The following is a 24012-nucleotide window of genomic DNA, read 5'->3' as shown; positions in this document are numbered from 1 at the left end:
GGGCGCTACTCGTACCGGAGCGCGGTCACCGGGGCCGCCCGCACGGCTCGTGCCGCCGGGCCGAGCGCAGCGGCGAGCCCGGTGCCCGCAGCGCCGACCACCACGACGACCACGAGCCAGAGCGGCACGACGGGCGCGATGAGTTCCGCACCCTTCGTCGCGCCGAGCAGGGTGTACGCCCCGGCCCAGCCGTACGCGGTGCCGAGCAGCCCGCCGAGCACGACCGCGACCGCGACCGTGATCGCCGTCTCCGCGAGGACGAGCGCGCGGACCTGCTGCCGCGTCGCGCCCACCACCCGGAGCAGTCCGAGCTCACGTCCCCGCTGCGCGGTCGTCAGGGCCGTGACGGCGACGACCCCGGCGGCCGCGATGACCCCGGCGGCACCGACGAGGCCGGTGAACATGACCGCGAGCTGGTCGAACTGCTCCTGGATACCGCGGTAGTACTCGGGGTCGTCCGCGGCCTGGCCCTGGAGCATGCTGGCGTAGGTCGAGAACCCGACGGCGAACGTGGCCATGAGCGTCACCGCGATGAGCAGCCCCACCGTCGCGCGGGCGGTGCGCTTCGGCGCCCGGAGCGAGTTCCGTGCGGCCATCGCCGGCACGACCGACCGGGCGGACGCGGCGGCCGCGATCCGCAGGACGGCGGGGAGCAGCACCGGGGCGGCGACCACGACGCCCGTGAACGACAGGGCACCGCAGGCCACCGCGAGCAGCAGGGAGTCGACGCTCGTCGCGCCGAGCACCACGGCGACGCCGAGCCCCGCCGTGCCGAGCAGGGAGAGCGTGCTCGCGGTCACCGTGCGGCCGACGGAACGGGTCGTGCCGGGAGCGGCCTCGACGCCGGCCTCGAGCGCGCGGAGCGGGGAGATGGTGAGGACGGCGCGGGAGCCGATGCGGAACGCGACCGTCGTGATGACCGCGACCAGGAGCCCGATCGGGACCAGGGACGGCGGGGCGACGACGCCGAGCGACGGGAGCACGTCCGCGGCCGCGGCGACGGCGAGCGCGGCGTCCGCGACGACCGCGCCGAGGACGGTGCCGACGGCGGCGCCGACGATCCCGCAGGTCGCCCCGGTCCGGGTGACCTGCCAGCGGAGCTGCTGACCGGTGGCACCGAGGACACGCTGCAGTCCGAGCGAGCGGGTGCGGCCGGCGATGACGGTCGCGCAGGTGTTGGACGCGACCACGGCGCTGACGTACAGGGCGATCCCGATGAAGACCCACGCCACGACGGGCAGGATCGCGGCCACCGTGGCGCTCGACCCGGTGCGTTCGCCGAGCTCGACGATCCGGTGCGCGGCCTCGGCGCCGGTGACGACGAGGGCGCCGAGGCCGGCGGAGAGGGCCGCGACGGCGACCGTGGCGCGGTGCTCGCCGAACGGACGGGCGCGCCGCGTCCTCGTGCGTCGGTGGCGGCCGCGGGGACGGGGCACGTCAGGACCCGCCGTCGCCCGGGTTCGGCGTCCAGGCGACCCAGCGGTCACCCGTCGACGTCATCGACCACGGGCCGCACCGCAGCACCGAGGTGGCCTTGTACACGTCCGGCGCACCGTCGACGTCCATCGTCGGCGCGGACTGCCGGGGCGTCGTGCTGCAGGCGTCGTCGGTGACACCGTCGGTGCTCGTGAAGACCAGCGTGGTCGGGGTCGTGTCGGAGCCCTTCCCGCCGGTGCCTGCGACCGAGGTGATGTCGCTGGCGTCCGAGGGCAGCCAGTCGGGTGCGGAGTCGAGGTCGGCGCGGGTCGAGGCCTCGGAGGTCACCCGGTCGTGGGCGAGGTCGCCGAGGGCCGAGCAGCCGGTGAGCGTCAGGGCGCCGAGGGCGAGCACGCCGACGGCGAGGGGAGCGGTGATCGTGGAGCGGGGCATGTCGAGCCTTTCGTGTCTGGGACGATCACAGCGCACCGCGGCCCACGGCGGGATCGGCACAGCGGAGGACCGACGTGCTCCTCCGGGATGACATCCGGTGCCGCGCCTACTCGAACATCGCCCGCAGGTCGGCGTACGGATCGCCGTCGTGCACGTGCGCCGACGGCGGCTCCGGCCAGTGCGTCGTGCCGTCGTCCGGCCAGCAGGGCACCACGTGGAAGTGCAGGTGCGGCACGCTCTGCCCGGCGTCGGTGCCGGAGGCCTGCAGGAGGACGGTCCCGGTCGCGCCGAGGGCACCCCGCAGCGCGAGGCCGACCCGTCGCGCCAGCGCCGTGCAGGCTGCGAGCGAGGTGGGGTCGGCGCTGAGCAGGTCCGCGGTGTGGGCGACCGGGACGACCAGCGTGTGCCCGGGCGCCAGCGCCGACGCCGGGAGCGGGGCGAAGGCGACGGCGTGCTCCTCGCGTTCGACCCAGGTGACCGGTTCCCCGCCGGCGATGATGCTGCAGAACGTGCACGACTCCATCGCTCCAGTCTGGTCGACGCCGACCAGGGGGAGTGAGGTCGTCCTCGCGGAGGACGCGACCGACACGGGGTGCGTCCTAGCGTGGGACCTCCGACGACGAAGGAGGACGACGTGTTCGAGAACCTCGCTGGTGCCCACGTGCTGGTGCTCGTGCTGCTGCTGACCCTGGACGTGCTGGCGCTGGTGCAGGTCTGGCGCGACCGACGCCGGAGCGACGCGGTGAAGATCGTCTGGACGCTCGTCATCGTCCTGGTGCCGGTCGTCGGCGTGCTCGGTTGGGCGGTCAACTGGCTCCTGGGGAGGGCGGCGGACGGCCTGCAGCGCACGGGGCGCTGACCCTCCGGCCCCTCCGGCCCGTCCGGGGCGTCTGCTGCGTCCGAGGTGTTCGAGGTGTTCGAGGTGTTCGAGGTGTTCGAGGTGTCCGAGGTGTTCGCGGTGTCCTCGGCGTCCGCGGGTCGGATCGGGGGACAAGAACCGCACAGCCTGCGGATCGCCCCGAGGGCCCGGCCTAGCGTGGCATCGTCATGGCAGCCGAACACCGCAGACCCGTCGAGCCCGATGCGGCTCCCACCGTCGCGCACCACACCGCGCACCACGCCGCGAGCGCCGAGCAGCCCTCGGGGCCGCAGGCCGAGCAACACCCCGAGCAGCACTCCGACCAGCAGCAGCCGACCGGCGGACGACCGGCGCAGCAGCAGGACGACGCCCCGGACCCGAACCGGTGGAAGGCACTCGTCATCTGCCTGCTCGGCGGCGGCATCGTCCTGCTCGACGTGTCGATCGTCAACGTCGCACTCCAGTCCATCTCGAGCGGCCTGAGCGGCGCGACCCCCGAGGCCGTCCAGTGGATCCTGTCCGGGTACGCCCTGGCGTTCGGACTGCTGCTCGTGCCCGGTGGCCGGCTCGGTGACGCCGTCGGCCGTCGCCGCATGTTCGTCGTCGGTGTCGCACTCTTCACGGTGGCGAGCGCGCTCTGCGGCTTCGCCCCGAACGGGTTCGTGCTCGTCGTCGCCCGCCTGGTGCAGGGCCTGGCCGGCGGTCTGCTCACCCCGCAGGTCACCGCGCTGATCCAGCAGCTGTTCCGCGGCAAGGAGCGCGGCACCGCCTTCGGCCTGTTCGGCGCGACCGTCGGCATCGCCACCGCGATCGGTCCGCTGGTGGGCGGCCTGCTCATCACGGCGTTCGGCACCGAGAACGGGTGGCGCTTCGTCTTCTTCGTGAACCTGCCCGTCGGGCTCGTCACGATCCTGCTCGCCTTCCGCTACCTGCCCACCACGCCGAAGGCGGAGCGCGGCCAGAAGCACGACTTCGACCCGGTCGGGATCGTCCTGCTCGGCGCCGCGGTCGTCGCGCTGCTGCTGCCCTTCGTGCAGTCGGAGCAGTGGAAGAGCAACGCCAAGTGGTGGCTCGTCGTCGCCGCGGTGGTGTTCGCGGTGCTGTTCGTGCTCTGGGAGCGCCGCTACGGCCGGGACCACGAGCCCGTGGTCGACCTGCGGCTGTTCCGCCGTCGGTCGTTCTCGCTCGGGGTCGGTCTCGCCACGGTCTACTTCGCCGGGTTCACCCCGCTGTTCTTCGTCCTCACCCTGGCGCTGCAGTCGGGCCTGCAGTACTCCGCGCTGCTCGCGGGCGTCGCGTCGGTGCCGTTCGCCATCGGCTCGGGCATCGCGTCGACCGTCGGCGGCCGGATCGTGCACCGCTTCGGTCGGCAGCTCATCGTGGTCGGCACCGTGCTGGTGCTCATCGGCCTCGGCGCGGTCGTCTGGGTCGTCGCGGAACACTACGGCCCGGACCTCGGCTGGTGGCTCGTGCTGCCGCTGCTCGTCGCCGGCATCGGGTCGGGTCTCACCATCTCGCCGAACCAGACGCTCACGCTCTCCGAGGTACCGGTCCAGCAGGGCGGGTCCGCAGGTGGTCTCATCCAGGTGGGGGCCCGCGTCGGCTCGGCGATCGGCATCGCCGCGGTCGGCAGCGTGTTCTACTCGTCGCTGGCGAGCACGAAGGGCGACTACTCGCAGGGGCTGCCCCTCGGCCTCGGGGTGTCCCTGGTGTTCGTCGCGGCGGCGCTCGTCGCGGGCATCGTCGACGTGGTGGTGGGGAAGGTGCGCGGGACGGAGGCGTCCGTCTGAGCCGACACACGGCTCCGCGGGTGCCGGCTCCGCCCGGTGACCACGCGGGGGACTGGTCTGCCGTGCACCGACTCCGCTACCGTCGCGGTACGCGGGCGGCGAGTCCGCGACCGACCGGAGGGGGCACCGTGACGACGGACGAGCGCGCGCAGGACAGCGACCGACCGCTGCGACGACCGACGGTGGTCACCGCTGCCGTGGCGATCTGGGCGGTCGTGCTGCTGGTACGGGTCGCCACGCTCTCGGTGGCATCGGTGCAGCTGGCGCAGGACGAGTCCGGTGGCTGGTTCATCGCCGCGATCGGTGGGGTGCTCGGCATCGGGATCTGCGCGTTGCTCGCCTGGGCGACCCTGCTCGTGTGGCGTTGTTCCGGCACCGCGCGGGTGTGGCTCGGGGTGATGGGTGCCTTCGCCCTGGTGGACGTCGTGATCGCCGTGGCCGTCGGGAGCGCGGACCGGCCCACGCTCGAGCCGGTCGCCGTCGTCGCCGCGGCCGTGCTGCTGTACCTGCCGTCGGCACGCCCGTGGTTCCCTCGCTGGGAGCGACGCCCGCGTGCGCAGGAACCGAGGACCATCGGCTGGGACCCGCAGACCGGGGAGCGGATCACGGAGCCGCGCGAGGCCGCCGACCAGCGCTGAACACGCCGCGCCCGCGCGCGACACGCCGAGCCGGGAACCGATCGCGTCGGTGCGGACACCACCTGACATGAACCAGATCACGGGGGACCGGGCCGACTGGGCCCTGAGCCTCGCGGGGGACGGGCAGGCCTTCGGCAGGGTCTTCGACCGTCACGCCGCGAGGCTCCGGCGACATGCCGTCGGCCTCGTCCCGGCAGCAGCACCGGCCGACGCGGACGACGTCGTCGCGATGACCTTCCTCGAGGCCTGGCGGCGCCGTGACCACGTCCGCTTCGTCGACGACTCGCTCCTGCCGTGGCTCCTCGTCACGGCGACGAACACCGCGCACAACGTCACCCGGTCGGCGCACCGGCACCGGGCGTTCCTCGGCCGGTTCCCGGCGCCCGAGCCGGCGCCCGACCCCGCGGAGCAGTTCGGCGACGGCGGTGCGGTCGCGGCCATGGGGCGGCTGTCGCTCGACGACCAGCGCGTCCTGACCCTCTGCGTGCTCGAGGGACTCAGCGAGCGCGAGGCGTCGGCGGTGCTCGGCGTCGCCCCCGGGACCGTCAAGTCCCGACTCCACCGGGCGAAGGCCCGGCTCCACAAGCGGTACACAGCCACAGCGGAACCCCTCGGAGGCGCACTGTGAACGACGACTTCTCCCCCCGCCTGACCGCCATGCGCGACGCGCTCGTCGCGGAGGTCGACCGCACCGGTGCTCCGGGGACGGCCCCGGCCCGTCACCGACGCCCGACGCGTGCCACCGTGCTCGCGGTCCTCGCCGCGTTCGTGGTCGGCGGCGGGCTGACCGGCGGCCTCACCGCAGCGGCGCTGCCGGGCGCGGACCCCGACGCCGCGGTCGAGACCGGGCTGGCGATCTCCGCCCGGTACCAGGTCGAGGAGGGCGACCACGCGCGCGTGCTCGGGGACCCGGTCTTCCTCGTGGCGCACGGGGACCGGACGACGACGGTCGTCGATCCGCCCCGCGGTGCGGACGCACTCACCGTCGCGTGGACCTGCCTCGATGCCGGGAGCTTCCGCGTCGAGGTCGACGGCACCCCGGTCGGCGGCGAGTCCTGCACACCCGCACGCGACGGCCACGATCCGGTCACGGTGGGCCTCCTGCCGGTCGACGACGGGGCGGTGCGGGTGACGGTCGCGGCCTCGGGATCGGCACGGTGGGCACTGTGGACGTCGTGGACGGAGCGGGCGACGATCGCGGGACCGTCGCCGCAGCAGGACGCCGAGACCGACGACGGGGTCGTCACGCTGCAGGAGTACACGACGGCGTTCAACCGGCTGCAGGCGTGCATGGCGCAGGCCGGCCACCCGATGGCCGTCGTCCCGCTCACGTACGCCGCCGACGGCCTGTCGAGCTCGACACCGGGCGGCGACGGGCCCTGGTACCGGTACGGCATCGCGTCGGAGAGCATCGAGGTCTACGACACCCAGTGCTACCCGCGCGAGTTCGAGGCCGTCGACACGATCTGGCAGGGCGAGCACCCGGAGCCCTGACCCGGCACCGCGACGGACGGGAGGCACGGTGCCGGCTGGCACCGTGCCTCCCGTCCGTCAGCGGTGCGCGTCCCGCGACGTCGCGGCTGTCGAACGACAGCGGTCTCGTCGCAGGACGCGTGTCACGCGCCGCCGCCCGCGTGCCTCACACGCCCGCGGGCACCGCCACCCGTGTCAACCGCACCGGCACCGCCTTCGACACCGGCGTGTTGCTGCCCTTCGCCGCGCTGTCGAGCGGCACGAGCACGTTCGCCTCGGGGAAGTACGCCGCCGCACACCCGCGAGCACTCGGGTACGCGACGACCCGGTAGTCGCGCAGCACGCGCTCGACGTCGTCGTCCCACACCGTCGCGACGTCCACCCGGTCGCCGTCCTGCAGCCCGAGCTCGACCAGGTCGTCCGGGTTCACGAAGACGACGTGGCGGCCCTTCTTGATGCCGCGGTACCGGTCGTTCAGGCTGTAGATCGTCGTGTTGTACTGGTCGTGCGACCGCAGCGTCTGCAGCAGCAGGGTGCCCTCGGGGCGCTCCACGTGCTCGAGCTCGTTCACGGTGATCATCGCCTTGCCGGTCTTCGTGGCGAAGGTCCGGGAGTCGCGGGGACCGTTCGGCAGGACGAAGCCCTCCTTGCTCGCGGCGCGGCGGGAGTAGTCGTCGAAGCCGGGGACGACGTGGCTGATGTGGTCGCGGATCACGTCGTAGTCGTCCCGCATGCCCTGCCAGTCGACGGCCACGCGGTCACCGAGGGTGGCCTTCGCGAGCTCGCAGACGATCGCGACCTCGGACAGCAGCCCGGGGGCGACCGGCGGGACCTGCCCGTGGCTGCCGTGCACGGAGCACACGGTGTCCTCGACCGAGACGAACTGCGGGCCCGCGGCCTGCACGTCGATCTCGGTGCGGCCCATCGTCGGCAGGATCAGGGCTTCTTCGCCCACGACGGCGTGCGACCGGTTCAGCTTCGTCGACACCTGCACCGTCATCTCGGTGCCGCGGAACGCCGCCTCGGCGAGCTGGCTGTCGGAGATCGCGGCGACGAGGTTGCCGCCCATCCCCATCCAGAACTTGATCTCGCCGCGCTGCATCGCCGTGATGCCCTTCAGGGCGTCGACCCCGTGCTCGCGGGGCGGCTCGAAGTGGAACTCCTCCGCCAGGGCGTCGAGGAAGCTGTCCGGCATCTGCTCCCAGATGCCCATCGTCCGGTCGCCCTGCACGTTGCTGTGCCCGCGGATCGGCGAGGCGCCGGCGCCGGGTCGGCCGATGTTCCCGCGGAGGAGCAGGAGGTTGATGATCTCCTTGATCGTGTCGACGGCCTTGGTGTGCTGCGTGATGCCCATCGCCCAGGTGATGATCGTCCGCTCGGAGCGCATGTAGCGCTCGGCGAGCTCGTCGATCTCCTCGGTGGTCAGGCCGGTGGCGCGGAGGACCTCGTCGTCGTCGACCCGCAGGACGTGCTCGACGAACGCCTCGTACCCGCTGGTGTGCTCGGCGATGAAGGCGTGGTCGACGACCGTGCCGGGGGCGGCGAGCTCGGCCTGCACGACGCGCTTCGCGAGCGCCTGCAGCAGGGCCATGTCGCCGCCGAGCCGGATCTGCACGAACTGGTCGGCGATCTCGGTCCCGCGGCCGACGATGCCCCGGACCTTCTGCGGGTTCTTGTAGCGCTTCAGGCTCGACTCGGGGAGCGGGTTGACGGCGACGATCTCGGCGCCGTTCTCCTTGGCGTCCTCGAGCGCGGTGAGCATCCGGGGGTGGTTCGTGCCGGGGTTCTGGCCCATCACGATGATGAGCTCGGTCTCCTCGAAGTCGTCGTAGGCGATGGTCGACTTGCCGATGCCGACGACCTCCGCCATCGCGAGGCTCGTCGACTCGTGGCACATGTTCGAGCAGTCGGGCAGGTTGTTCGTGCCGAAGGCACGGACGAAGAGCTGGTAGACGAAGGCCGCCTCGTTCGAGGTGCGCCCGGAGGTGTAGAACGACGCCTGGTCGGGGGAGTCGAGCCCGTTCAGCTTGTCCGCGATGATCCGGAACGCCCGCTCCCAGCTGACCGGCTCGTAGTGGTCCTTCCCCGCGGGCTTCCACACGGGTTCGGTGATGCGGCCCTGCTGTCCGAGCCAGTACTCGGTCTTGTCGGCGAGGTCGTGGACCGAGTGCTCGGACCAGAACGTGCGCGGCACGAGCAGCGGGGTGGCCTCCCACACGACCGCCTTTGCGCCGTTCTCGCAGAACTCGGCGGTCTTGCGCTTGTCCGGGTCCGGCCAGGCGCAGCTCATGCAGTCGAACCCGCCCTTCTGGTTCAGGTTCAGCATGAGCTTGGCGGTGCGGGCCACGCCCAGCTGCTCGATCGCCGGGGCCATCGAGTGCAGGACGCCGGGGACGCCTGCGGCCCACTCCTTCGGTTCGCCGACCGTCATCTCGGCGTCGGTCACGTCGTCCTTCGGGGGCTGTTCGGTCACGGTGCGCTCACGGTCTCTCGAGGGGCTGGTGCTGGTTCGGTGATGCGTTCGGGGCGGCTGTAGACGACCATGCTCTGGCCGCGCAGGAAGCCGACGATCGTGATGCCGACCTCCTTCGCCAGGTCGACCGCGAGCGACGACGGCGCGGACACGGCGGCGAGCACCGGGATCCCGGCCATCGAGGCCTTCTGCGTCAGCTCGAAGCTCGCCCGGCCGGAGACCATGAGGACCGTGCCCCGCAGGGGCAGCCGTCCTTCCTTCACGGCCCACCCGACGACCTTGTCGACGGCGTTGTGCCGACCGACGTCCTCGCGGAGCACGAGCATCCGCCCGCTGGCGCCGTCGAACAGCGCTGCGGCGTGCAGGCCGCCGGTCTTCTCGAACACGTCCTGGGCCTCGCGCAGCCGGTCGGGGAACGTCGCGAGGAGCGCCGGGTCGAGCACGAGGTCGTCGTGCAGGACGCTGTGCTGCGAGGTCGTGCGCACGGCGTCGATGCTGGCCTTGCCGCACAGGCCGCACGAGCTCGTCGTGTAGAACGCGCGCTCCAGGCTCGGGTCCGGCGCGGGGACGCCGAGTGCGAGCGTCACGTCGAGCACGTTGTAGGTGTTGAGCCCCTCGTCCGTCGCGCCGGCGCAGTACCGGGCGGCGGCGAAGTCGTCACCCCGGGCGATCACGCCCTCGGACACCAGGAACCCCGCGGCGAGGTCGACGTCGTTGCCGGGCGTCCGCATGGTGATCGCGAGCGAGTTCCCGCCGACGCGGATCTCGAGCGGCTCCTCGACGGCCAGCAGGTCGTCGCGCACCGACCGGGACGTCGCGACGGTGATGCGGGTGACGCGCTTCCGCGCCGTGATCCGGCTCATGCTCCGGGTCTACCACCCGTGCCCGGCACCCGCCAGGGCGGTGCGGTTCCCGCACGCCGTCCTGTGGCGGTCCTCAGGCCCGCCGTCGGACCGTCCGGTGCGCCCGTCAGCACCACGGCAGCCGGACGGGAGGCACGTCCTCGCCCGCCACGCCGCCCCCGGCCGGGACGACCAGCAGTCCGTCCGCGTCGGCCAGGCCCCGGAGCATCGCCGAGGTCTGGTGCGACGCCGGGACGGCACCCTCGGGCGTCGCGCGGTACGCGAGCACCAGCGCGCCCGGCCGGTCGTTGGGCACGTCGACCGCGAGCCGCACCCGTCCCATCGGCTCGAGCGGCCGCCCGAGCAGTCCGGCGACGAGCGGTCCACCGAGCAGCACGAGGCCGACCATCGCGGCCATCGGGTTGCCGGGCAGGCACAGGAACACCGTCGCGCCCCGGCGGGCCAGCAGCATCGGTCGACCCGGACGCACGTCGACCCGGTCGACGAGCAGCTCGGCCCCGATCCGGGCGAGCGCACCGCGGACGTGGTCGGTCGACGAACCGGCCGTGCCGCCCGTGCTCACGACGAGGCGCTCGCGAGCGGCGTCGAGCACGCGGGCGGTGGTGTCGGCGTCGTCCGGCACGCGGTCCGCGGCGACGGGGTCGGCACCGAAGGTCCCGAGCACCGCGGGAAGGGTGTGCGAGAAGACGTCGCGGACCTGTCCGGGTCGTGGGACCCCGGCACCGACGACCTCGTCGCCGAGCACCGCGACCCGGGCGGTCGGGACCGGCGCGACGCGCACGTCGTCGACCCCCGAGGCGGCTGCCAACGCTGCACGCGGAGGCGTGAGCACCGTGCCGCCGGTGAACAGCACCTGGTCCCGGGTGACCTCCTCGCCCGCCGGCCGGACGTGTCGTCGGGTGGACGGCGTGTGGCGGACCAACCGGCCGTCGTCGTCGACGGTGGCGTCCTCGGACCGCACCACGGCCGCCGTGCCGGGCGGGACGGGTGCCCCGGTCGTGATCGGTCGGGCGTGCCCCGTCGTCAGCGGCGCGCCGGAGGGGACCGCTCCGGCGACGATCGGCGCGCCGAGCACCCACGGCCCCGGCCCCGCGACGGCCCACCCGTCCATGGCTGCGCCGTCGTGCCCGGGGACGTCGCCGCGGGCGGCGAGGTCGCCGGCGAGCGTCCGGCCGAGCGCCGACGCCAGGTCGAGCCGGACGGATCCGGCTCCCGGGTCGGCGGCGGTGTCGGCGGCGAGGCGGACGCCCTGCCGGTGTGCCTCGTGTCGGGCGTCGGACCAGGACGGCAGGACCAGCGTCACCGGGCGTCGGACCCGGTGGTGCCGTCGGTCCGGCCCGTGTGCTCGGGTCCGTCCGGGCCGTCGGTCGTGTCCGGGGCGTCCCCGTGCGCGAGTGCGAGCCGTGTCGCGGTCGCTGCGGCGTCGGCCAGGTCCGCCTCCGACCCGCCGCGGAGCCCCGCGGCGTACCCGACCAGGAAGGTGGTCAGCGGGGCAGCCGGACGGGCCACGCCGTGCGCGGCGTCACGGGCGAGGTCGAGCACGACGTCGCGGTCGAGCGCAGAGCCCTGGGGGAGGCCGAGCGCCTCGGCGAGCTCGGCGGTCCAGGCGGCGAGGACGTCGTCAGTGGTCATGCGGTCAGTCAAGCAGCCGGGCGTCCGCCGTGGCCCGCGTGGCGTCCTCCGGTTCGTCCACGTCCGCACAGAGTGCGGCGGGCAGCCGGACCTCGACGAGCCGGAGGCCGTCGGTCAGCCGTCGCACCGCCGCGCCGGTCGGGTCGCCGAGCGCCCGGACCGCGGCGCGCAGCGCGTCCGAGCGGTACAGCGCGAGCAGGTGCTGGCGACGCCCGTCCTCGTCGACCGCGACGACGCCGTCCGTGTCGTCGGGTGCCGTGCCGGCGGCGTCGAGCAGCAGCGCGGCCGCCGGCTCCGGGCGCACGAGGTCGCACGCGAGCACGAGCGTCCACGGCGCGGGGTCGGCCACGGCGGCGAGTCCGGCGGCGATCGCGGCGACCGGCCCGCCGAGGGGCGGGTCCTCGCGCGTGTGCACGACCCCGGCGGGTGCACCCCGTCCCGCCCGCAGCCCGACGAGCACGGTCCGACGAGCGCCGGCGGCCGCGGCGACGGCGTGGTCGGACAGTGCGACGCCGTCGGCGACGAGGGCGGTCTTGTCGATCCCACCCATGCGCGTCGCTCGGCCGCCGGCCAGCAGGACGGCGTCGTGGTGCGGTGCGGCCGGGGAGGTCATGCCTGCACCGTAGCCGGACGGCCCGGGGTCAGGAGCAGCGCTCGAGCGCGAAGGACTGGAGTGCGTCCCACTGCGACGGTCCCTGGCCCAACGCGGGGCCCCACCGGTGCAGGACGCGGCACCCGAGCGCGGTCGTGGCCTGGCGCACCGGGTCCGCGGCGCGTCCGTCCCGTGCGACGAGGAACAGCCGTTCCCGACCGGAGTGCACCATCGACTCGATCTGCGCCGCGGAGAACACGGCGACCTGACCGGAGAACCCGCCGTCGGTCAGGACCTCCTTCCCGGTGGCACCGATCACGTCCGACGCGACCCGCCACGAGTCGGTGAGGAACAGCGGGGCGCCGTCCCGCCCGCCACCTGCGCGCTCGGCGTCCCGCACCAGTTCGGCGTCCGCCGTGGGCAGGCCCTGCCCAGCGCCCCACGGGTCCGGTGCCGCGACGGTGAAGGGAGCGTCCTCGGTCGCCTGCCCGACGCGGCGGGGACCGCCTCGGCCCGGCGCCGACACCCGCTGCGATCGCGCAGCGTCCCACGTCGCAGCGTCCTGTCGCACCCCGACCGACGCGTCGCCCCGGTCACCGTCGCGAGCGGCGTCGAGCGCCTGCAGGGAGAAGCACGCGGGCCCGAGCACGACCGCGGCGACGAGCAGGGCCCCCGCGGTCCGGCGCCCCGCCCCGCCCGGCGCTCGTCCGGTCGCCGCCGACCCGGACCGACGGCTCCGGACAGCGAGCACGACGAGGGCGGCGGCGGTCGTGCCGACGGCGACGGTCGCGAGCAGTGCCGGCTCTGCCGAGGTGCGTGCGAGCCAGGTCCACCAGGCGCCCTGCAGGACGAGCAGCCCGGCGGGGACGAGCCGCAGTCGGCGGTCCGGCGCGTCCGCGAGCCGGGCGGCTCCCCACCAGCCGAGGGCGGCGAGGGCGGCGAGCTGCACGCCGATGCCCGCGACGTAGGCGGTGTGCGGCAGGTGCATGACGGACAGGACCACCACCGCGGTCGCCAGCCAGACGACCAGCGTGCACAGCGTGGCGGAGGGGACCCGGGCCTCCCGGACGGTGCGCCGCGGCCACCAGCGGAACGCGCCGAGCACGATCCCGGCGAGCGCAGCGGGCCACGACCACCCGACCTGCGAGGCGTAGCGGGGTGAGAACAGCTGCAGGAGCGGGTGTCCGGCTGCGTGGCTGACCGCGAGCGACCACCGGTCCGCGGCCGCGTCACCAGCGGTCCGCAGCGCACTGACGGCGCCCGGCCAGGCGCCCGGCAGGAACCGGTCGACCCCGTTGTAGCCGAAGACCATCGCGAAGACGCTGTCGTCGGTGGAGCCGTCGACGAACGGGTGGTCGGCCGTCGGGAGCAGGGCGACGACGACCGACCAGCCGAGGCTCGCGACCAGCGTCGCCGACACCAGGGCGGCGAGGTGACCGGCGGCCCGACGCCAGCGCGGACCCGGACCGGCGGTCGCGACGAGGGTGCCGACCACCAGCGCCGGCAGGACCAGCCACGCCTGCAGCATCTTCGCCTGGAACCCGATGCCGACGAACAGTCCCGCGAGCAGCAGCGGCCACCAGGTGCGGGTCAGGGCGGCACGTTGCCACCACACGAGGGCGACGGCGAGCGCAGCGGTGAGCAGGCCGTCCTCCATCGGGTGGCCGAACATCGACACGAAGATCGGGGTCGCGGCGGTCAGCGCGGCCGCGACCAGACCGGCGCGGGCCCCGAGCCAGCGGAGCACGACCACCGACACCGCCAGCGTGGTGACGGCGCCCTCGACGACCTGCGGCAGGCCCATCGCGGCCGCGGACATGCCGAAGAGGTGCACACTGATCGCCTGGGGGACCGCGAAGCCGGCGAGCTTGTCGAGCGTGACGGTCGCATCCGGGTCGAAGGAGCCCGAGAGGAAGGCCGGCAGGGACTCGGACATGGACCGGACGGCGCTCGCGTAGAAGGACAGGTCGCCGCCGCGGCCGAGGTTCCAGCTCGTGAGCACCGCGCCGAGCACCACCACCAGGGTGAGGGTGGTCTGCTCCCACCGGCTCTGGTGCCACCACCGGGCCGGGCGTTCCGCGGCCGCGTCGATCGTCGTCATGCGGTGACTGTCCCGCCGCAGTCGATGGAGCAGCCGTGCTGAGCCGCCCGGGGGCAACGGATCCGTTCAGCCAGGCCCCCAGGGAACCGCGGTCTCCGGACGACGGTGGGGTCGGGGCTGTCGCGTCCGCCGAGCACCGGCTATGTTCGGCAGCACAACAAAACCGGACGACGGTGGCGACGCGGCCGCCGGAGGAGCAGCCCATGGTCGAGCACGGAGTCCAGCACGAGTCGGTCGCGCACCGCACCGGCGAGACGGTCCTGACGGTCGTCGACCACCACGGCGCACCGCTGCCGGACGTCGAGGTCGCCGTCGAGCAGACCCGGCACGCCTTCGGGTTCGGCAACATCGGGTTCGACTTCGTGGAGCTGGCGAACGACGAGGTCGACGGTGCCGGACGGGAGCGCCTCGAACGCCTCGCCGACCTGTACGCCGACGTCTTCACGACCGCGACGCTGCCGTTCTACTGGGGTCGCTTCGAGCCGGAGCGCGGGCGCCCGGACACCGCTCGTCTCCGGCGCACCGCGGAGTGGTTCCGCGACCGGGGGATCGCGCTCAAGGGGCACCCGCTCGTCTGGCACACCGTGCAGCCGGACTGGCTCCTCGGGCTGCCCCTCGACGAGGTCGAGCAGCTGCAGCGGGAGCGCATCCGCCGCGAGGTCGGCGACCTCGCCGGGCTGGTCGACACGTGGGACGCGATCAACGAGGTCGTCATCATGCCCGTGTTCGACAACGGCGACAACGCCATCACCCCGCTCGCCCGGGCGAAGGGCCGCATCCCGACGATCCGGATGGCGTTCGAGGAGGCCCGCGCCGCGAACCCGCACGCGACCCTGCTGCTCAACGACTTCGACCTGTCGAGCGCGTACGAGTGCCTGATCGAGGGCGTGCTCGAGGCCGGCGTGCAGATCGACGCCATCGGGCTGCAGACCCACATGCACCAGGGGTACTGGGGTGAGGAGACGATGCTCGCGATGGTCGACCGCTTCGCCCGGTACGGCCTGCCGCTGCACCTGACCGAGACCTCGCTCGTGTCGGGTGACCTCATGCCCGCGGACATCGTGGACCTGAACGACCACGTGGTGGACTCGTGGCCCTCGACGCCCGAGGGCGAGGCCCGACAGGCGGACGAGGTCGAGCGGCACTACCGGAGCCTGGTCGGGCATCCCGCGGTCGAGGCGGTCACCTCCTGGGGCATCACCGACGCGGGCGCCTGGCTCGGCGCGCCGATCGGGCTGGTCCGCGAGGACGGGACGCCGAAGCCGTCGTACGAGGCACTCCGTCGCCTGGTGAAGGACGAGTGGTGGACCGGGCCGACGGTGCTCCGCACGGACGAGCGCGGGCAGGTGCGGGTGCGCGGGTTCCGGGGGGAGTACCGGGCCGAGGTGCGGGGCACGTCGGCGGCGGTCACCGTCGGGCGCGAGCCGGGCGAGCAGCAGGTGGTCGCGTCCGCGACGTGACCAGCGGCGGACAGGAGGCGCGGTGCGGGTCCGTCCCGTGCCTCCCGTCCGGTGTCGCCCCCGGTCCCGCGCCGGCCGGTGCGACGTCGTCGGGGCCGCGGACGGGGCCCTGCCGCGTGCTCAGCCGAGGTCGAGCGTCCGGCCGAACGTCCGCGTGACGGGCGGCGCGGCGACGATCGCGGCGAGGGCCCTCGGGGCACCCTCGTCGGTCGCGCGCCAGGCGACGTAGGCGTCGTGGTCGGCGGGCGTCGTCCACCGCTCGAGCACGACGAGGTGCAGCGGGTCGGAGTCGTCGACCAGGACCTCGAGCGACTCGTTGCCGGCGAAGGTCGCCGTCTGGGCGAGGGTCTCGCGGATCGCGGAGTCGATCGTGTCCTGCGCGACGTCGTCTCGCAGCTGGACCTCGAGGAGGACCGTCTGGGTCATGTGCGTGCCTTTCGTCAGGTGCTCGTTCTCGGCACCCGTCCGTCGGGTGCCGAGTGCGCCAACGTCCGGGTGACCCGTGGTGTTCCGCGGACCGACGGAGAAGTGCAGAACGCAACGTCGGCGACTGCTCGCAGCGGTGGGGCGTTGCGGGGAACCGCCGGGGTTGCGCGTTGCGGGCCCGACGCCGACACATGTCGGAAAGAAAGCTTCCGGAGGAAGGTTTTCGGTGTTACTGTCCTGATCACCTAGCAGCACTAGGTATTCGAGAGGGCACGCCGCCCCCGATGGCTCGAGGAGGAGTCATGTCGACACCGACGTCGAAGGAAGAACCGCAGTCCGGTCTCGCCGGTACCGCGAACCCGCCGGTCACCGCGGCCGCGGGAGCCACGAGCACCGACCCCGCAGCCGCATCGCGCGCGTTCTCGGTCGAGGGCCTCACGCAGAACGTCAGCACCGTCCGGGTCGGCCCGAAGTACCTCTGGGCACTCAGCCTGGCCCAGTTCGGCCTCTTCGCCGCCCTGCTCACCCCGGTGTTCGTGGGCATGGCGATCAAGGCGACGGTGCTGAACCCGGACAGCCCCGAGACGATCGTCGGGTCGGTCCTGCCGTTCGGTGCCCTCGGCGCCCTGCTCGCCAACCCGCTGGCGGGGGCACTCTCCGACCGCACCCGCACGCGCTGGGGTCGCCGTCGGCCCTGGATGGTCGGTGGCGTCGTCGTCTTCGTCGTCGCGCTGGCCTGGCTCGCGTTCGCGCCGGACGTCCTGCAGCTCACCATCGCGTGGGTGTTCGCCCAGGTCGCCGCGAACGCCGTCCTCGCCACCCTGACCGCGAGCTTCGCGGACAACGTGCCCGAGTTCCAGCGTGGCAAGGCGTCGAGCGTCATCGCCCTCGCGCAGAACATCGCGATCCTCGCCGGCCTCTACCTCGCCGTGTACCTGGTCGGGAACCTGCCGGTCCTCTTCATCGCGCCGGGCATCCTGGCGATCGTCGTGATCCTCGTCTACGCGGTCGTGGCCCGCGACGAGCTCCCGGCCACGACCAAGCCCTTCAGCTGGGTCACCCTGATCGCGTCGTTCTGGACGAACCCGATCAAGCACCCCGACTTCGGGCTCGCCTGGTGGGGCCGCTTCCTCATCACCTTCGGCACGTTCATGTTCACGACGTACCGCGTGCTGTACATGCAGGAGCAGATCGGGATCGAGGACCTGGCCGAGGCCACCGCCACCGTCGCGTTCGGTGTGCTCCTGTACACGGTCGCCCTGCTCGTCAGCGCCGCGGTCTCGGGCTGGGTGTCCGACCGCGTCCGACGCCGCAAGGTCTTCGTCTGGGGTTCCACCGCCCTCACCGCGGTCGGCCTGGTGATCCTCGCGCACGTCGACAGCGTCGGCGGGTTCTACTTCGCGGAGATCGTGCTCGGGTTCGCCTTCGGCATCTACGCAGCGATCGACACCGCGCTCGTCGTCGACGTGCTGCCCGACCCCGAGCGTCCGGGCAAGGACCTCGGTGTCATCAACATCGCCAACGCCCTGCCGCAGTCGCTCGCCCCGGCGGTCGGCCTGTTCCTGCTGGGCCTCGGCGGCGGCCAGAACTACACGCTCATGCTCTGGGGTGCCGGCGTCGCCGTGCTCCTCGGTGCGCTCGTCATCCTCCCGATCAAGAAGGTCCGGTGACCACCGTGGCACCCCGCATCTCCCTCCAGCTCTACACGGTCGACAAGGCGCTGGCGCCCGACCTCGACGGCGGCGTCGCCCGCCTGGCCGGCATCGGGTTCGACACCGTCGAGGCGTTCGCCTTCGTCGGCCGCGCAGCCGAGCTCCGGACGGCGTTCGACGCGCACGGCATCAGCGCCCGCACCGGCCACGCCTTCCTGGTCGAGGAGTCGATCCCGCTGCCGGACGGCACGGTGATGACCGCCCCGTCGCACGCCGAGACGTTCGCCGAGGCGTCGGCGCTCGGCATCGAGATCGTCATCGACCCGTTCGTCGGTCCCGACCACTGGACGACCCGCGAGGGCGTCGAGCGGGTCGCCGCCCGGCTGAACGCCGCCGCCGAGGAAGCCGCCGTCCACGGCCTGCGCGTCGGCTACCACAACCACGACCACGAGCTCCGGCCGCGCATCGGCGGGAAGCCCGCGCTCCAGGTGCTCGCCGAACTGCTCGACCCGCGCGTCGTGCTCGAGCTCGACCTGTACTGGGCGTCCGCCGCGGGCATCGACCTCGTGCCCTTCGTCGAGGAGCTCGGCGACCGCATCGTCGCCGTGCACGTCAAGGACGGCCCGATGCGCGAGGGGATCTCCACCGCGCAGGTGCCGACCGACCAGACCCCGGCCGGCCAGGGCGACGTCCGGCTGGCCGAGGCGCTCGCCGCAGCGCCGGCGCTCGAGTACGCCGTCATCGAGTTCGACGGCTTCGACGGGGAGATCTTCGACGGGGTCGAGCAGTCGTACCGCTGGCTGCAGGCCGCGCTCGCCGGGTCGGACGAGACCGCCACGACGGGGGTGTCCGCATGACCCGCACCGGCCGCGTCGGCGTCGGCTTCATCGGCGCCGGGATGATCAGCGAGCAGTACCTGACGAACATCACGACCTTCCCGGACGTCGAGGTCGTCCGGATCGGCGACATCGACACCGAGCGCGCCGCGGCGTCGGCGGCGAAGTGGGGCATCCCCGCGTCGGGCACCGGCGACGAGGTCCTCACCGACCCCGACGTCGAGATCGTCGTGAACCTCACCCTGCCCGCCACGCACGTCGAGGTCTCCACGGCGGCACTCCGCGCCGGCAAGCACGTCTGGAGCGAGAAGCCGATCGGCGTCGACCGCGAGAGCGCCGCCGGACTCGTGGCGCTCGCCGACGAGCTCGGCCTGCGCCTCGGCATCGCACCGGACACCGTCCTCGGCACCGGGTGGCAGACCGCGAAGCGCGCGATCGAGGCCGGCGCGATCGGCACCCCCCTCACCGCCGTCACGAGCTTCCAGTGGCAGGGACCGGACGTGTTCCACCCGAACGCGTCCTTCCTCTACGCGAAGGGTGCCGGACCGCTGTTCGACATGGGCCCGTACTACTTCACGGCGCTCGTGCACCTGCTCGGCCCGGTCGCGTCCGTCGTGGCGACGGGGTCCCGGTCGCGCGAGACCCGGCAGCTGGTGGTCGGTCCGAACGCCGGGCAGGAGTTCCCGGTCGAGGTCCCGACGCACCTCTCGGTGCTCACGTCCTTCGAGCAGGGCGGGAGCGCGCAGTCGCTGCTGTCGTTCGACACCCCGCTGTTCCGGCACGGCGTCTTCGAGGTGAACGGCACCGAGGGCACGATCGTGCTCCCGGACCCGAACACCTTCGGTGGCGGACACCCGATCCGCATCGCACGACCGCTCGGCACGGACGTGTCGTTCCCGATCGAGCAGGCGTGGGAGACCCTGTCCGACGAGGAACCGACGGTCGGCCGTGGTCTCGGCGTGCTCGACATGGCACGGGCGATCCGCGGGGGCGGTGCGCACGTCGCGACCGGCGAGGTCGGGTACCACGTGCTCGACACCATGGTCGCGGTCGAGGAGTCCGTCGCGCGCCGCGCGTTCGTCGAGGTCGCGTCGACGGTGGCGCCGATCGCGTCGCTGCCCGAGGACTTCGACCCGCTCGCCGCGACCCTCGAGGGTGCGTCCGCCACGGTCTGAGCGGCCACACGACGGACGGGAGGCTCGGTGTCGGCCGGCACCGAGCCTCCCGTCCGTCACGTGGTGCGGGACGGCCGCAGGACGCTCGCGTAGACCGCCACCAGCTCGTCGACGCGCTGCTCGACGCGGTCGCGGGCCGCGACCAGCGCGGCGCTCGCCCGCACGAGCTGCTCCGGCTCGTCGTGGAGCCGTCGGACGACCGACGCGATCCCCGCGGCGTCCGGCGTCGGCGTCGTGAAGCCACCGCCGTCGGGGACGACCTCGGCGAGGTCCGGGTCGCAGTGCACGACGGGCAGGCCGGTGGCGACGGCCTCGAGCATCACCATCGGCTGGTTGTCGAAGTCGGAGGAACTCGACACGAGCACGTGTGCACGGCGCATGGCGGCGAGGACCTCGTCGTGCGGGGTCGAGCCGTGCAGCCGGACCGGGGTGCCGGCCGCTGCCCGGGCGACCGCAGCACGCGCGACGCCGTCGCCGAGCACGTCGACCACGGTGCCGGGTGGGAAGGAGCGGGCGGCCTCGACCAGGACCTCCGGACGCTTCTCGGGCGACAGGCGCCCGACCCAGAGCACCCGGAGCGGCTCGCCTGCGGTCCTGGTCCGGACGGTCGCCGGTCCGATCGCGTCGAGGACCGCGGGCTCGATGCCGTTCGAGACGACCGACACCGGGGTCCGGACGCCCCGGTCGACGAGCTTGTCGGCGAAGTGCCGCGACGGGACCACGACGTGGTCGCTCGCCCGCGACTGCGCGAGCATGACCCGCCACATCCGCCGCGCCGTCCGGGTCCGGGTGTACGGGGTGTCGGCCGCGACACGGACGCCCCGCCGGGGGACCTGCGTCGCGTGCAGGAAGGCGAGCAGCGCGGTCGTGACGGCGGGCACGGGCAGGACGTTCCGCGTGTAGACGTCGATGCGGCCGTGCATCGTGTGCACCACCGGGATGCCGAGGTCCTGCGCGGCCCGGATCCCGCCGAGCGCCGCGAACATCTCGGAGTGGGTGTGCACGACGTCGACCCGGCGTGCGGCGAACTCGCGGCGGAGCAGGGCGCGGAGGCGACGCGGGGACCACGCGAAGGGGTAGCCGTCGGGGCGGAACACGCGGGAGACGGGCAGACCGACGACGGCCGGCACGGTGGCGGTGCCGGGTGCCTGCGCCGTGCCCGCCGAGTGCGCGGGGCCCGCCGGGTCGTCGGGACAGAAGACCGTGACGTCGTGTCCCGCTGCCGTGAGGGCCTCGGCCAGGGAGCGCACCGCCGTCTGGACGCCCCCGAGCGTCGGCAGGTAGTAGTCGGTGACCAGCGCGATCCGCACGCCCCGAGCCTAGGGGCCGTCGGCTCCTGCCGGGCTCGTAGGATCTGGGGCATGGGGGGAGCAGGCACCGGGGAGCGCGCGCTGGTCACGGGGGCGAGCGGGTTCGTCGGCGGTCACGTCGTGCGGACCCTGCGCGAGCACGGCTACCGCGTCACGGCGTCCGGTCGGCGGGCATCGGCGCTGCCCGCCGGGGACGTCCACGTCGGCGACCTCGACGACCTCGCCCGCGCGGACGTCCCCGCCGACGTCGTCGTGCACTGCGCGGCGCTCAGCTCGCCGTGGGGCTCGTGGTCGGCCTTCGAGCACGCCAACGTCACCGGGACCGCCCGGGTGCTCGAGTACGCACGTCGCGTCGGGGCGCGGCGGCTCGTGCACGTGTCGTCGCCCGGCATCTACGCCGCACCGCGCGACCGGCTCGACATCCGTGAGGACCAGGTCGACCCGAGCCGCCCGATGAACCACTACATCCGCTCGAAGCTGCACGCCGAGGCGCTCCTCCGCGCCGCGACCGGCGACCCCGACGGACCCGAGATCGTCGTCCTGCGGCCGCGCGGCATCATCGGTGCGGGCGACACCGGACTCGTCCCGAGGCTGCTCCGTGTGCACGAACGGGTCGGCGTGCCCCTCCTGCGCGGCGGACGCGGACTCGCCGACCTGACCGCCGTCGAGAACGTCGCGCACGCCGTCCGGCTCGCGGCCGAGGTGCCCGGGGCCGCCGGGCTGGCGTTCAACATCACGAACGGGGACCCGCGTCCGTTCGTCGAGCTCCTCGACCAGCTGCTCACCGGACTCGGGATCCGGCCGCGGCACCTGCACCTGCCGGCCGGGCCGGTGTCCGCGCTGGCCACCGTGCTCGAGGCCGTGTGCACGGTGCTGCCCGGGCAGCCCGAGCCGCCCATCACCCGGTACACGGTGACGACGATCACGCACTCGCAGACCCTCGACCTGACCCGGGCCCGGCAGGTGCTCGGCTACCAGCCGGTCGTCGGGCTCGACGAGGCACTCGCGAGCTACGCGACCGCCGGCCGGCGCGTCGGTGGGCAGCCGCGTGGCTGAGCGCCCGGTCGGTACCCTGCGCGCCGCCGCCTGCGGGTGGACGACCCACGACGTGCACGGTCTGCTCCGCGGTGCACCCCGTGGCCGTCGGGTCTTCCCCGCGAACGTCTTCCACTGGTCCGGTCCGGACCGCTCCGTGCTGTTCGACACCGGGTACGCGCCCCTGCCGTGGCGCACGGGTGCCGCCGGGTGGCTGTACCGACGCCTGCTCCCGCCCGTCGTCCCCCCGGGCAGCACACTCGCCGACGCGATCGACACGGACGACGTCACGCACGTCGTCCTGTCGCACCTGCACCCCGACCACGTCGGCGGGCTGGCTGCCGCGCCGCACGCGCGGGTGCTGGTCTCCGAGGGCGTGGCCCGGAGCACCGCCTGCCCGCGGGTGCTCGCCGGGCAGCTGCGGGGGCTGCTGCCCGCGGGGCTCGTCGACCGGCTGCAGGTCGTCCCGGACAGCGCCTTCGGCCCCGCCCCGACCGGGCCGCTCGCCGCGGTCGGTCTGTCGACGGCCGACCCGTTCGGCGACGGTCGCACGCGGCTCGTCCGGCTGCCCGGGCACGCCGACGGGCACCTCGGCCTCCTGGTCGAGGACCGTGTGCTGCTCGCGGGCGACGCTGCCTGGAGCCGCGACCTGCTCGGACGCGAGCGCGACCTGCGCCTCCTGCCGCGTGCGGTCGCCCACGACGCCCGATCGCAGCGCGACACCGCCGAGCGCCTGCTCGCCCTCGAGCGCGCAGGTGTCAGACTGCTGTTCAGCCACGACGAGCACCGGACCGGGGTGGACCTGCTCGTCGACGACGACGAGGACCGAGGGGGACCATGAAGCACTGCGCCATCGCCGGGTGGGGGACGGCACTGCCGGACCGGACGGTCACCTACGGCAGCGGTGCCCGCACCGTCACCCGGTACCGCATCGCCGACGACGTGTCGCACCTCGACATGCTCGCCACGGCAGCGTCCCGGGCCATCGAGCACGCCGGCATCGACGCCGCCGACCTCGACCTCGTGATCGCCGCCTGCGCCGCCGGCGTGCAGCCGATCCCCTGCACGGCGGCACTCGTGACGGAGCGGGTCGCGCCCGACGCCCGAGCGGCCGCGTTCGACGTGAACTCGACGTGCACGAGCTTCATCACGGCACTCGACATCGCCTCCCGCTACCTGGAGGACGGCGACCACGACCGGGTGCTCATCGTCTCCGGGGACGTCGGGTCACGTTTCCTCGACCCGGCGCAACGGGAGTCCGCCGAGCTGTTCTCCGACGCTGCGGCCGCGGTGGTGCTGACGCGCGGCGACGGGACGCAGGGGGTGCTGTCGGCGCTGCAGCAGACCTGGCCGGAGCACGCCCACGACACCGAGCTCCGGGGCGGCCTGTCCCGGTACCCGGCGCAGCAGTACGCCGACGGCGACCCCGCTGACTACCTGTTCGACATGCACGGCCGGCGCGCCCTGACCGGGATGCTCCGGGTCCTGCCCGGGTTCTTCGCGCGGTTCTGGGAGCGCAGCGGTCTCGGGCTGGACGACGTCGACCTGGTCGTACCGCACCAGGCCAGCGGCGCGATCGGGCTCGCGATGCGCCGGCTCGGGTTCCCGACGGACAAGTACGTCGACGAGGTCGCGGCGTTCGGGAACTCGGTCTCGTCGTCGGTGCCGTTCATGCTCGCGCGGTGCCTCGACGACGGTCGGCTCCGGCGCGGGGACACCGTGCTGCTCTGCGGGACGGCTGCCGGCCTGACCGCGAACGCCCTCGCGCTGCGCCTCTGACGCGCCCGCGGTCGGCGCTGCGCCTCTGACGCGCACGCGGTCGGCGCTG

At 73.8% G+C, this 24012-nt stretch carries 23 protein-coding genes; 12 read left to right on the top strand and 11 right to left on the bottom strand.

Annotation, left to right across the window (positions count from 1 at the left end):
- Positions 1-5 precede the first annotated feature (5 nt).
- The 3 genes from M3677_RS18470 to M3677_RS12680 all read right to left on the bottom strand — a co-directional run bounded on the left by M3677_RS18470 (position 6) and on the right by M3677_RS12680 (position 2392).
- A complete protein-coding gene (locus M3677_RS18470; protein ID WP_251155734.1) occupies positions 6-1436 on the bottom strand; it encodes an FtsX-like permease family protein in 1431 nt (476 codons plus the stop codon).
- Between the two features lies 1 nt (position 1437).
- Positions 1438-1869: a hypothetical protein gene (locus tag M3677_RS12685; RefSeq protein WP_251155735.1), complete on the bottom strand. Its 432-nt coding sequence runs from the start codon at positions 1867-1869 to the stop codon at positions 1438-1440.
- Between the two features lie 106 nt (positions 1870-1975).
- Complete coding sequence (locus M3677_RS12680; RefSeq protein WP_209685867.1) at positions 1976-2392, bottom strand: HIT family protein; 417 nt, start codon at positions 2390-2392, stop codon at positions 1976-1978.
- 111 nt (positions 2393-2503) lie between these two features.
- Here M3677_RS12680 and M3677_RS12675 point away from each other — a divergent pair, with 111 nt between their 5' ends.
- The 5 genes from M3677_RS12675 (at position 2504) to M3677_RS12655 (ending at position 6650) form a co-directional block, all read left to right on the top strand.
- Complete coding sequence (locus M3677_RS12675; protein ID WP_066658679.1) at positions 2504-2728, top strand: PLDc N-terminal domain-containing protein; 225 nt, start codon at positions 2504-2506, stop codon at positions 2726-2728.
- Between the two features lie 188 nt (positions 2729-2916).
- Positions 2917-4518, top strand: a complete 1602-nt coding sequence (locus tag M3677_RS12670; RefSeq protein WP_251160727.1) for an MFS transporter — start codon at positions 2917-2919, stop codon at positions 4516-4518.
- 128 nt (positions 4519-4646) lie between these two features.
- The gene (locus tag M3677_RS12665; protein WP_251160726.1) at positions 4647-5156 is read left to right on the top strand and encodes a hypothetical protein; all 510 of its coding nucleotides are present in this window, start codon (positions 4647-4649) and stop codon (positions 5154-5156) included.
- Positions 5157-5223: 67 nt separating this feature from the next.
- Positions 5224-5784: an RNA polymerase sigma factor gene (locus M3677_RS12660; protein ID WP_066656163.1), complete on the top strand. Its 561-nt coding sequence runs from the start codon at positions 5224-5226 to the stop codon at positions 5782-5784.
- The gene (locus tag M3677_RS12655; RefSeq protein ID WP_251160725.1) at positions 5781-6650 is read left to right on the top strand and encodes a hypothetical protein; all 870 of its coding nucleotides are present in this window, start codon (positions 5781-5783) and stop codon (positions 6648-6650) included. The genes M3677_RS12660 and M3677_RS12655 overlap by 4 nt, the downstream gene beginning before the upstream one ends.
- Before the next feature lie 145 nt (positions 6651-6795).
- Here the strand turns inward: M3677_RS12655 and M3677_RS12650 are convergent, their stop codons facing one another.
- The 6 genes from M3677_RS12650 to M3677_RS12625 all read right to left on the bottom strand — a co-directional run bounded on the left by M3677_RS12650 (position 6796) and on the right by M3677_RS12625 (position 14290).
- Complete coding sequence (locus M3677_RS12650; protein WP_251160760.1) at positions 6796-9060, bottom strand: FdhF/YdeP family oxidoreductase; 2265 nt, start codon at positions 9058-9060, stop codon at positions 6796-6798.
- A 38-nt stretch (positions 9061-9098) separates the two neighbouring features.
- Positions 9099-9965: a formate dehydrogenase accessory sulfurtransferase FdhD gene (gene fdhD / locus M3677_RS12645; RefSeq protein WP_066656158.1), complete on the bottom strand. Its 867-nt coding sequence runs from the start codon at positions 9963-9965 to the stop codon at positions 9099-9101.
- Between the two features lie 106 nt (positions 9966-10071).
- Positions 10072-11268: a molybdopterin molybdotransferase MoeA gene (locus tag M3677_RS12640; RefSeq protein ID WP_251160724.1), complete on the bottom strand. Its 1197-nt coding sequence runs from the start codon at positions 11266-11268 to the stop codon at positions 10072-10074.
- Positions 11265-11597 (bottom strand): DUF6457 domain-containing protein, encoded by a 333-nt coding sequence (locus tag M3677_RS12635; RefSeq protein WP_251160723.1) that lies wholly within the window; start codon positions 11595-11597, stop codon positions 11265-11267. Before M3677_RS12635 ends, M3677_RS12640 begins: the two co-directional genes overlap by 4 nt.
- Before the next feature lie 4 nt (positions 11598-11601).
- Complete coding sequence (locus M3677_RS12630) at positions 11602-12210, bottom strand: molybdenum cofactor guanylyltransferase (RefSeq protein ID WP_251160722.1); 609 nt, start codon at positions 12208-12210, stop codon at positions 11602-11604.
- A 28-nt stretch (positions 12211-12238) separates the two neighbouring features.
- The gene (locus M3677_RS12625) at positions 12239-14290 is read right to left on the bottom strand and encodes a glycosyltransferase family 39 protein (RefSeq protein ID WP_251160721.1); all 2052 of its coding nucleotides are present in this window, start codon (positions 14288-14290) and stop codon (positions 12239-12241) included.
- A 203-nt stretch (positions 14291-14493) separates the two neighbouring features.
- Here M3677_RS12625 and M3677_RS12620 point away from each other — a divergent pair, with 203 nt between their 5' ends.
- Positions 14494-15750 (top strand): endo-1,4-beta-xylanase, encoded by a 1257-nt coding sequence (locus M3677_RS12620; protein WP_251160720.1) that lies wholly within the window; start codon positions 14494-14496, stop codon positions 15748-15750.
- A gap of 120 nt (positions 15751-15870) precedes the next feature.
- On the opposite strand, the gene M3677_RS12615 is transcribed toward M3677_RS12620, so the two are convergent.
- Entirely contained in the window at positions 15871-16176 is a 306-nt protein-coding gene (locus M3677_RS12615) for a putative quinol monooxygenase (protein ID WP_066656138.1), read from the bottom strand.
- Between the two features lie 302 nt (positions 16177-16478).
- Here M3677_RS12615 and M3677_RS12610 point away from each other — a divergent pair, with 302 nt between their 5' ends.
- From M3677_RS12610 to M3677_RS12600, 3 genes are read left to right on the top strand one after another with little or no spacing between them, the layout of a single operon-like run.
- The gene (locus tag M3677_RS12610; protein WP_251160719.1) at positions 16479-17846 is read left to right on the top strand and encodes an MFS transporter; all 1368 of its coding nucleotides are present in this window, start codon (positions 16479-16481) and stop codon (positions 17844-17846) included.
- Positions 17843-18685, top strand: coding sequence for a sugar phosphate isomerase/epimerase (locus tag M3677_RS12605; protein ID WP_251160718.1), 843 nt, complete (start codon positions 17843-17845; stop codon positions 18683-18685). Before M3677_RS12610 ends, M3677_RS12605 begins: the two co-directional genes overlap by 4 nt.
- Positions 18682-19839 carry a Gfo/Idh/MocA family protein gene (locus tag M3677_RS12600; protein ID WP_251160717.1) on the top strand — a complete coding sequence of 386 codons (1158 nt, stop codon included), beginning with the start codon at positions 18682-18684 and terminating at the stop codon, positions 19837-19839. Before M3677_RS12605 ends, M3677_RS12600 begins: the two co-directional genes overlap by 4 nt.
- Positions 19840-19895: 56 nt before the next feature.
- On the opposite strand, the gene M3677_RS12595 is transcribed toward M3677_RS12600, so the two are convergent.
- Entirely contained in the window at positions 19896-21149 is a 1254-nt protein-coding gene (locus M3677_RS12595; RefSeq protein ID WP_251160716.1) for a glycosyltransferase, read from the bottom strand.
- 51 nt (positions 21150-21200) lie between these two features.
- Between M3677_RS12595 and M3677_RS12590 the strand changes: the two genes are divergently transcribed.
- From M3677_RS12590 to M3677_RS12580, 3 genes are read left to right on the top strand one after another with little or no spacing between them, the layout of a single operon-like run.
- Positions 21201-22205 (top strand): NAD(P)-dependent oxidoreductase, encoded by a 1005-nt coding sequence (locus M3677_RS12590; protein WP_251160715.1) that lies wholly within the window; start codon positions 21201-21203, stop codon positions 22203-22205.
- Positions 22198-23025 carry an MBL fold metallo-hydrolase gene (locus M3677_RS12585; RefSeq protein WP_251160714.1) on the top strand — a complete coding sequence of 276 codons (828 nt, stop codon included), beginning with the start codon at positions 22198-22200 and terminating at the stop codon, positions 23023-23025. The genes M3677_RS12590 and M3677_RS12585 overlap by 8 nt, the downstream gene beginning before the upstream one ends.
- Positions 23022-23963 (top strand): 3-oxoacyl-[acyl-carrier-protein] synthase III C-terminal domain-containing protein, encoded by a 942-nt coding sequence (locus tag M3677_RS12580; protein ID WP_251160713.1) that lies wholly within the window; start codon positions 23022-23024, stop codon positions 23961-23963. Before M3677_RS12585 ends, M3677_RS12580 begins: the two co-directional genes overlap by 4 nt.
- Positions 23964-24012 lie beyond the last annotated feature (49 nt).

Origin of the sequence: Curtobacterium sp. P97 (genome assembly GCF_023712445.1) — a bacterium.
Lineage (GTDB): Bacteria > Actinomycetota > Actinomycetes > Actinomycetales > Microbacteriaceae > Curtobacterium.
This window is presented reverse-complemented; position numbering and strand designations above follow the sequence as displayed.

Excerpts from the sequence above, each read along its gene's own strand:
- M3677_RS12680 (WP_209685867.1), bottom strand. The coding sequence starts at position 2,392 with ATGGAGTCGTGCACGTTCTGCAGCATCATCGCCGGCGGGGAACCGGTC.
- M3677_RS12625 (WP_251160721.1), bottom strand. The coding sequence starts at position 14,290 with ATGACGACGATCGACGCGGCCGCGGAACGCCCGGCCCGGTGGTGGCAC.
- M3677_RS12600 (WP_251160717.1), top strand. The coding sequence starts at position 18,682 with ATGACCCGCACCGGCCGCGTCGGCGTCGGCTTCATCGGCGCCGGGATG.
- M3677_RS12630 (WP_251160722.1), bottom strand. The coding sequence starts at position 12,210 with ATGACCTCCCCGGCCGCACCGCACCACGACGCCGTCCTGCTGGCCGGC.
- M3677_RS12670 (WP_251160727.1), top strand. The coding sequence starts at position 2,917 with ATGGCAGCCGAACACCGCAGACCCGTCGAGCCCGATGCGGCTCCCACC.
- M3677_RS12620 (WP_251160720.1), top strand. The coding sequence starts at position 14,494 with ATGGTCGAGCACGGAGTCCAGCACGAGTCGGTCGCGCACCGCACCGGC.
- M3677_RS12635 (WP_251160723.1), bottom strand. The coding sequence starts at position 11,597 with ATGACCACTGACGACGTCCTCGCCGCCTGGACCGCCGAGCTCGCCGAG.
- M3677_RS12610 (WP_251160719.1), top strand. The coding sequence starts at position 16,479 with ATGTCGACACCGACGTCGAAGGAAGAACCGCAGTCCGGTCTCGCCGGT.
- M3677_RS12685 (WP_251155735.1), bottom strand. The coding sequence starts at position 1,869 with ATGCCCCGCTCCACGATCACCGCTCCCCTCGCCGTCGGCGTGCTCGCC.
- M3677_RS12580 (WP_251160713.1), top strand. The coding sequence starts at position 23,022 with ATGAAGCACTGCGCCATCGCCGGGTGGGGGACGGCACTGCCGGACCGG.
- M3677_RS12650 (WP_251160760.1), bottom strand. The coding sequence starts at position 9,060 with ATGACGGTCGGCGAACCGAAGGAGTGGGCCGCAGGCGTCCCCGGCGTC.
- M3677_RS12660 (WP_066656163.1), top strand. The coding sequence starts at position 5,224 with ATGAACCAGATCACGGGGGACCGGGCCGACTGGGCCCTGAGCCTCGCG.
- M3677_RS12615 (WP_066656138.1), bottom strand. The coding sequence starts at position 16,176 with ATGACCCAGACGGTCCTCCTCGAGGTCCAGCTGCGAGACGACGTCGCG.
- fdhD (WP_066656158.1), bottom strand. The coding sequence starts at position 9,965 with ATGAGCCGGATCACGGCGCGGAAGCGCGTCACCCGCATCACCGTCGCG.
- M3677_RS12590 (WP_251160715.1), top strand. The coding sequence starts at position 21,201 with ATGGGGGGAGCAGGCACCGGGGAGCGCGCGCTGGTCACGGGGGCGAGC.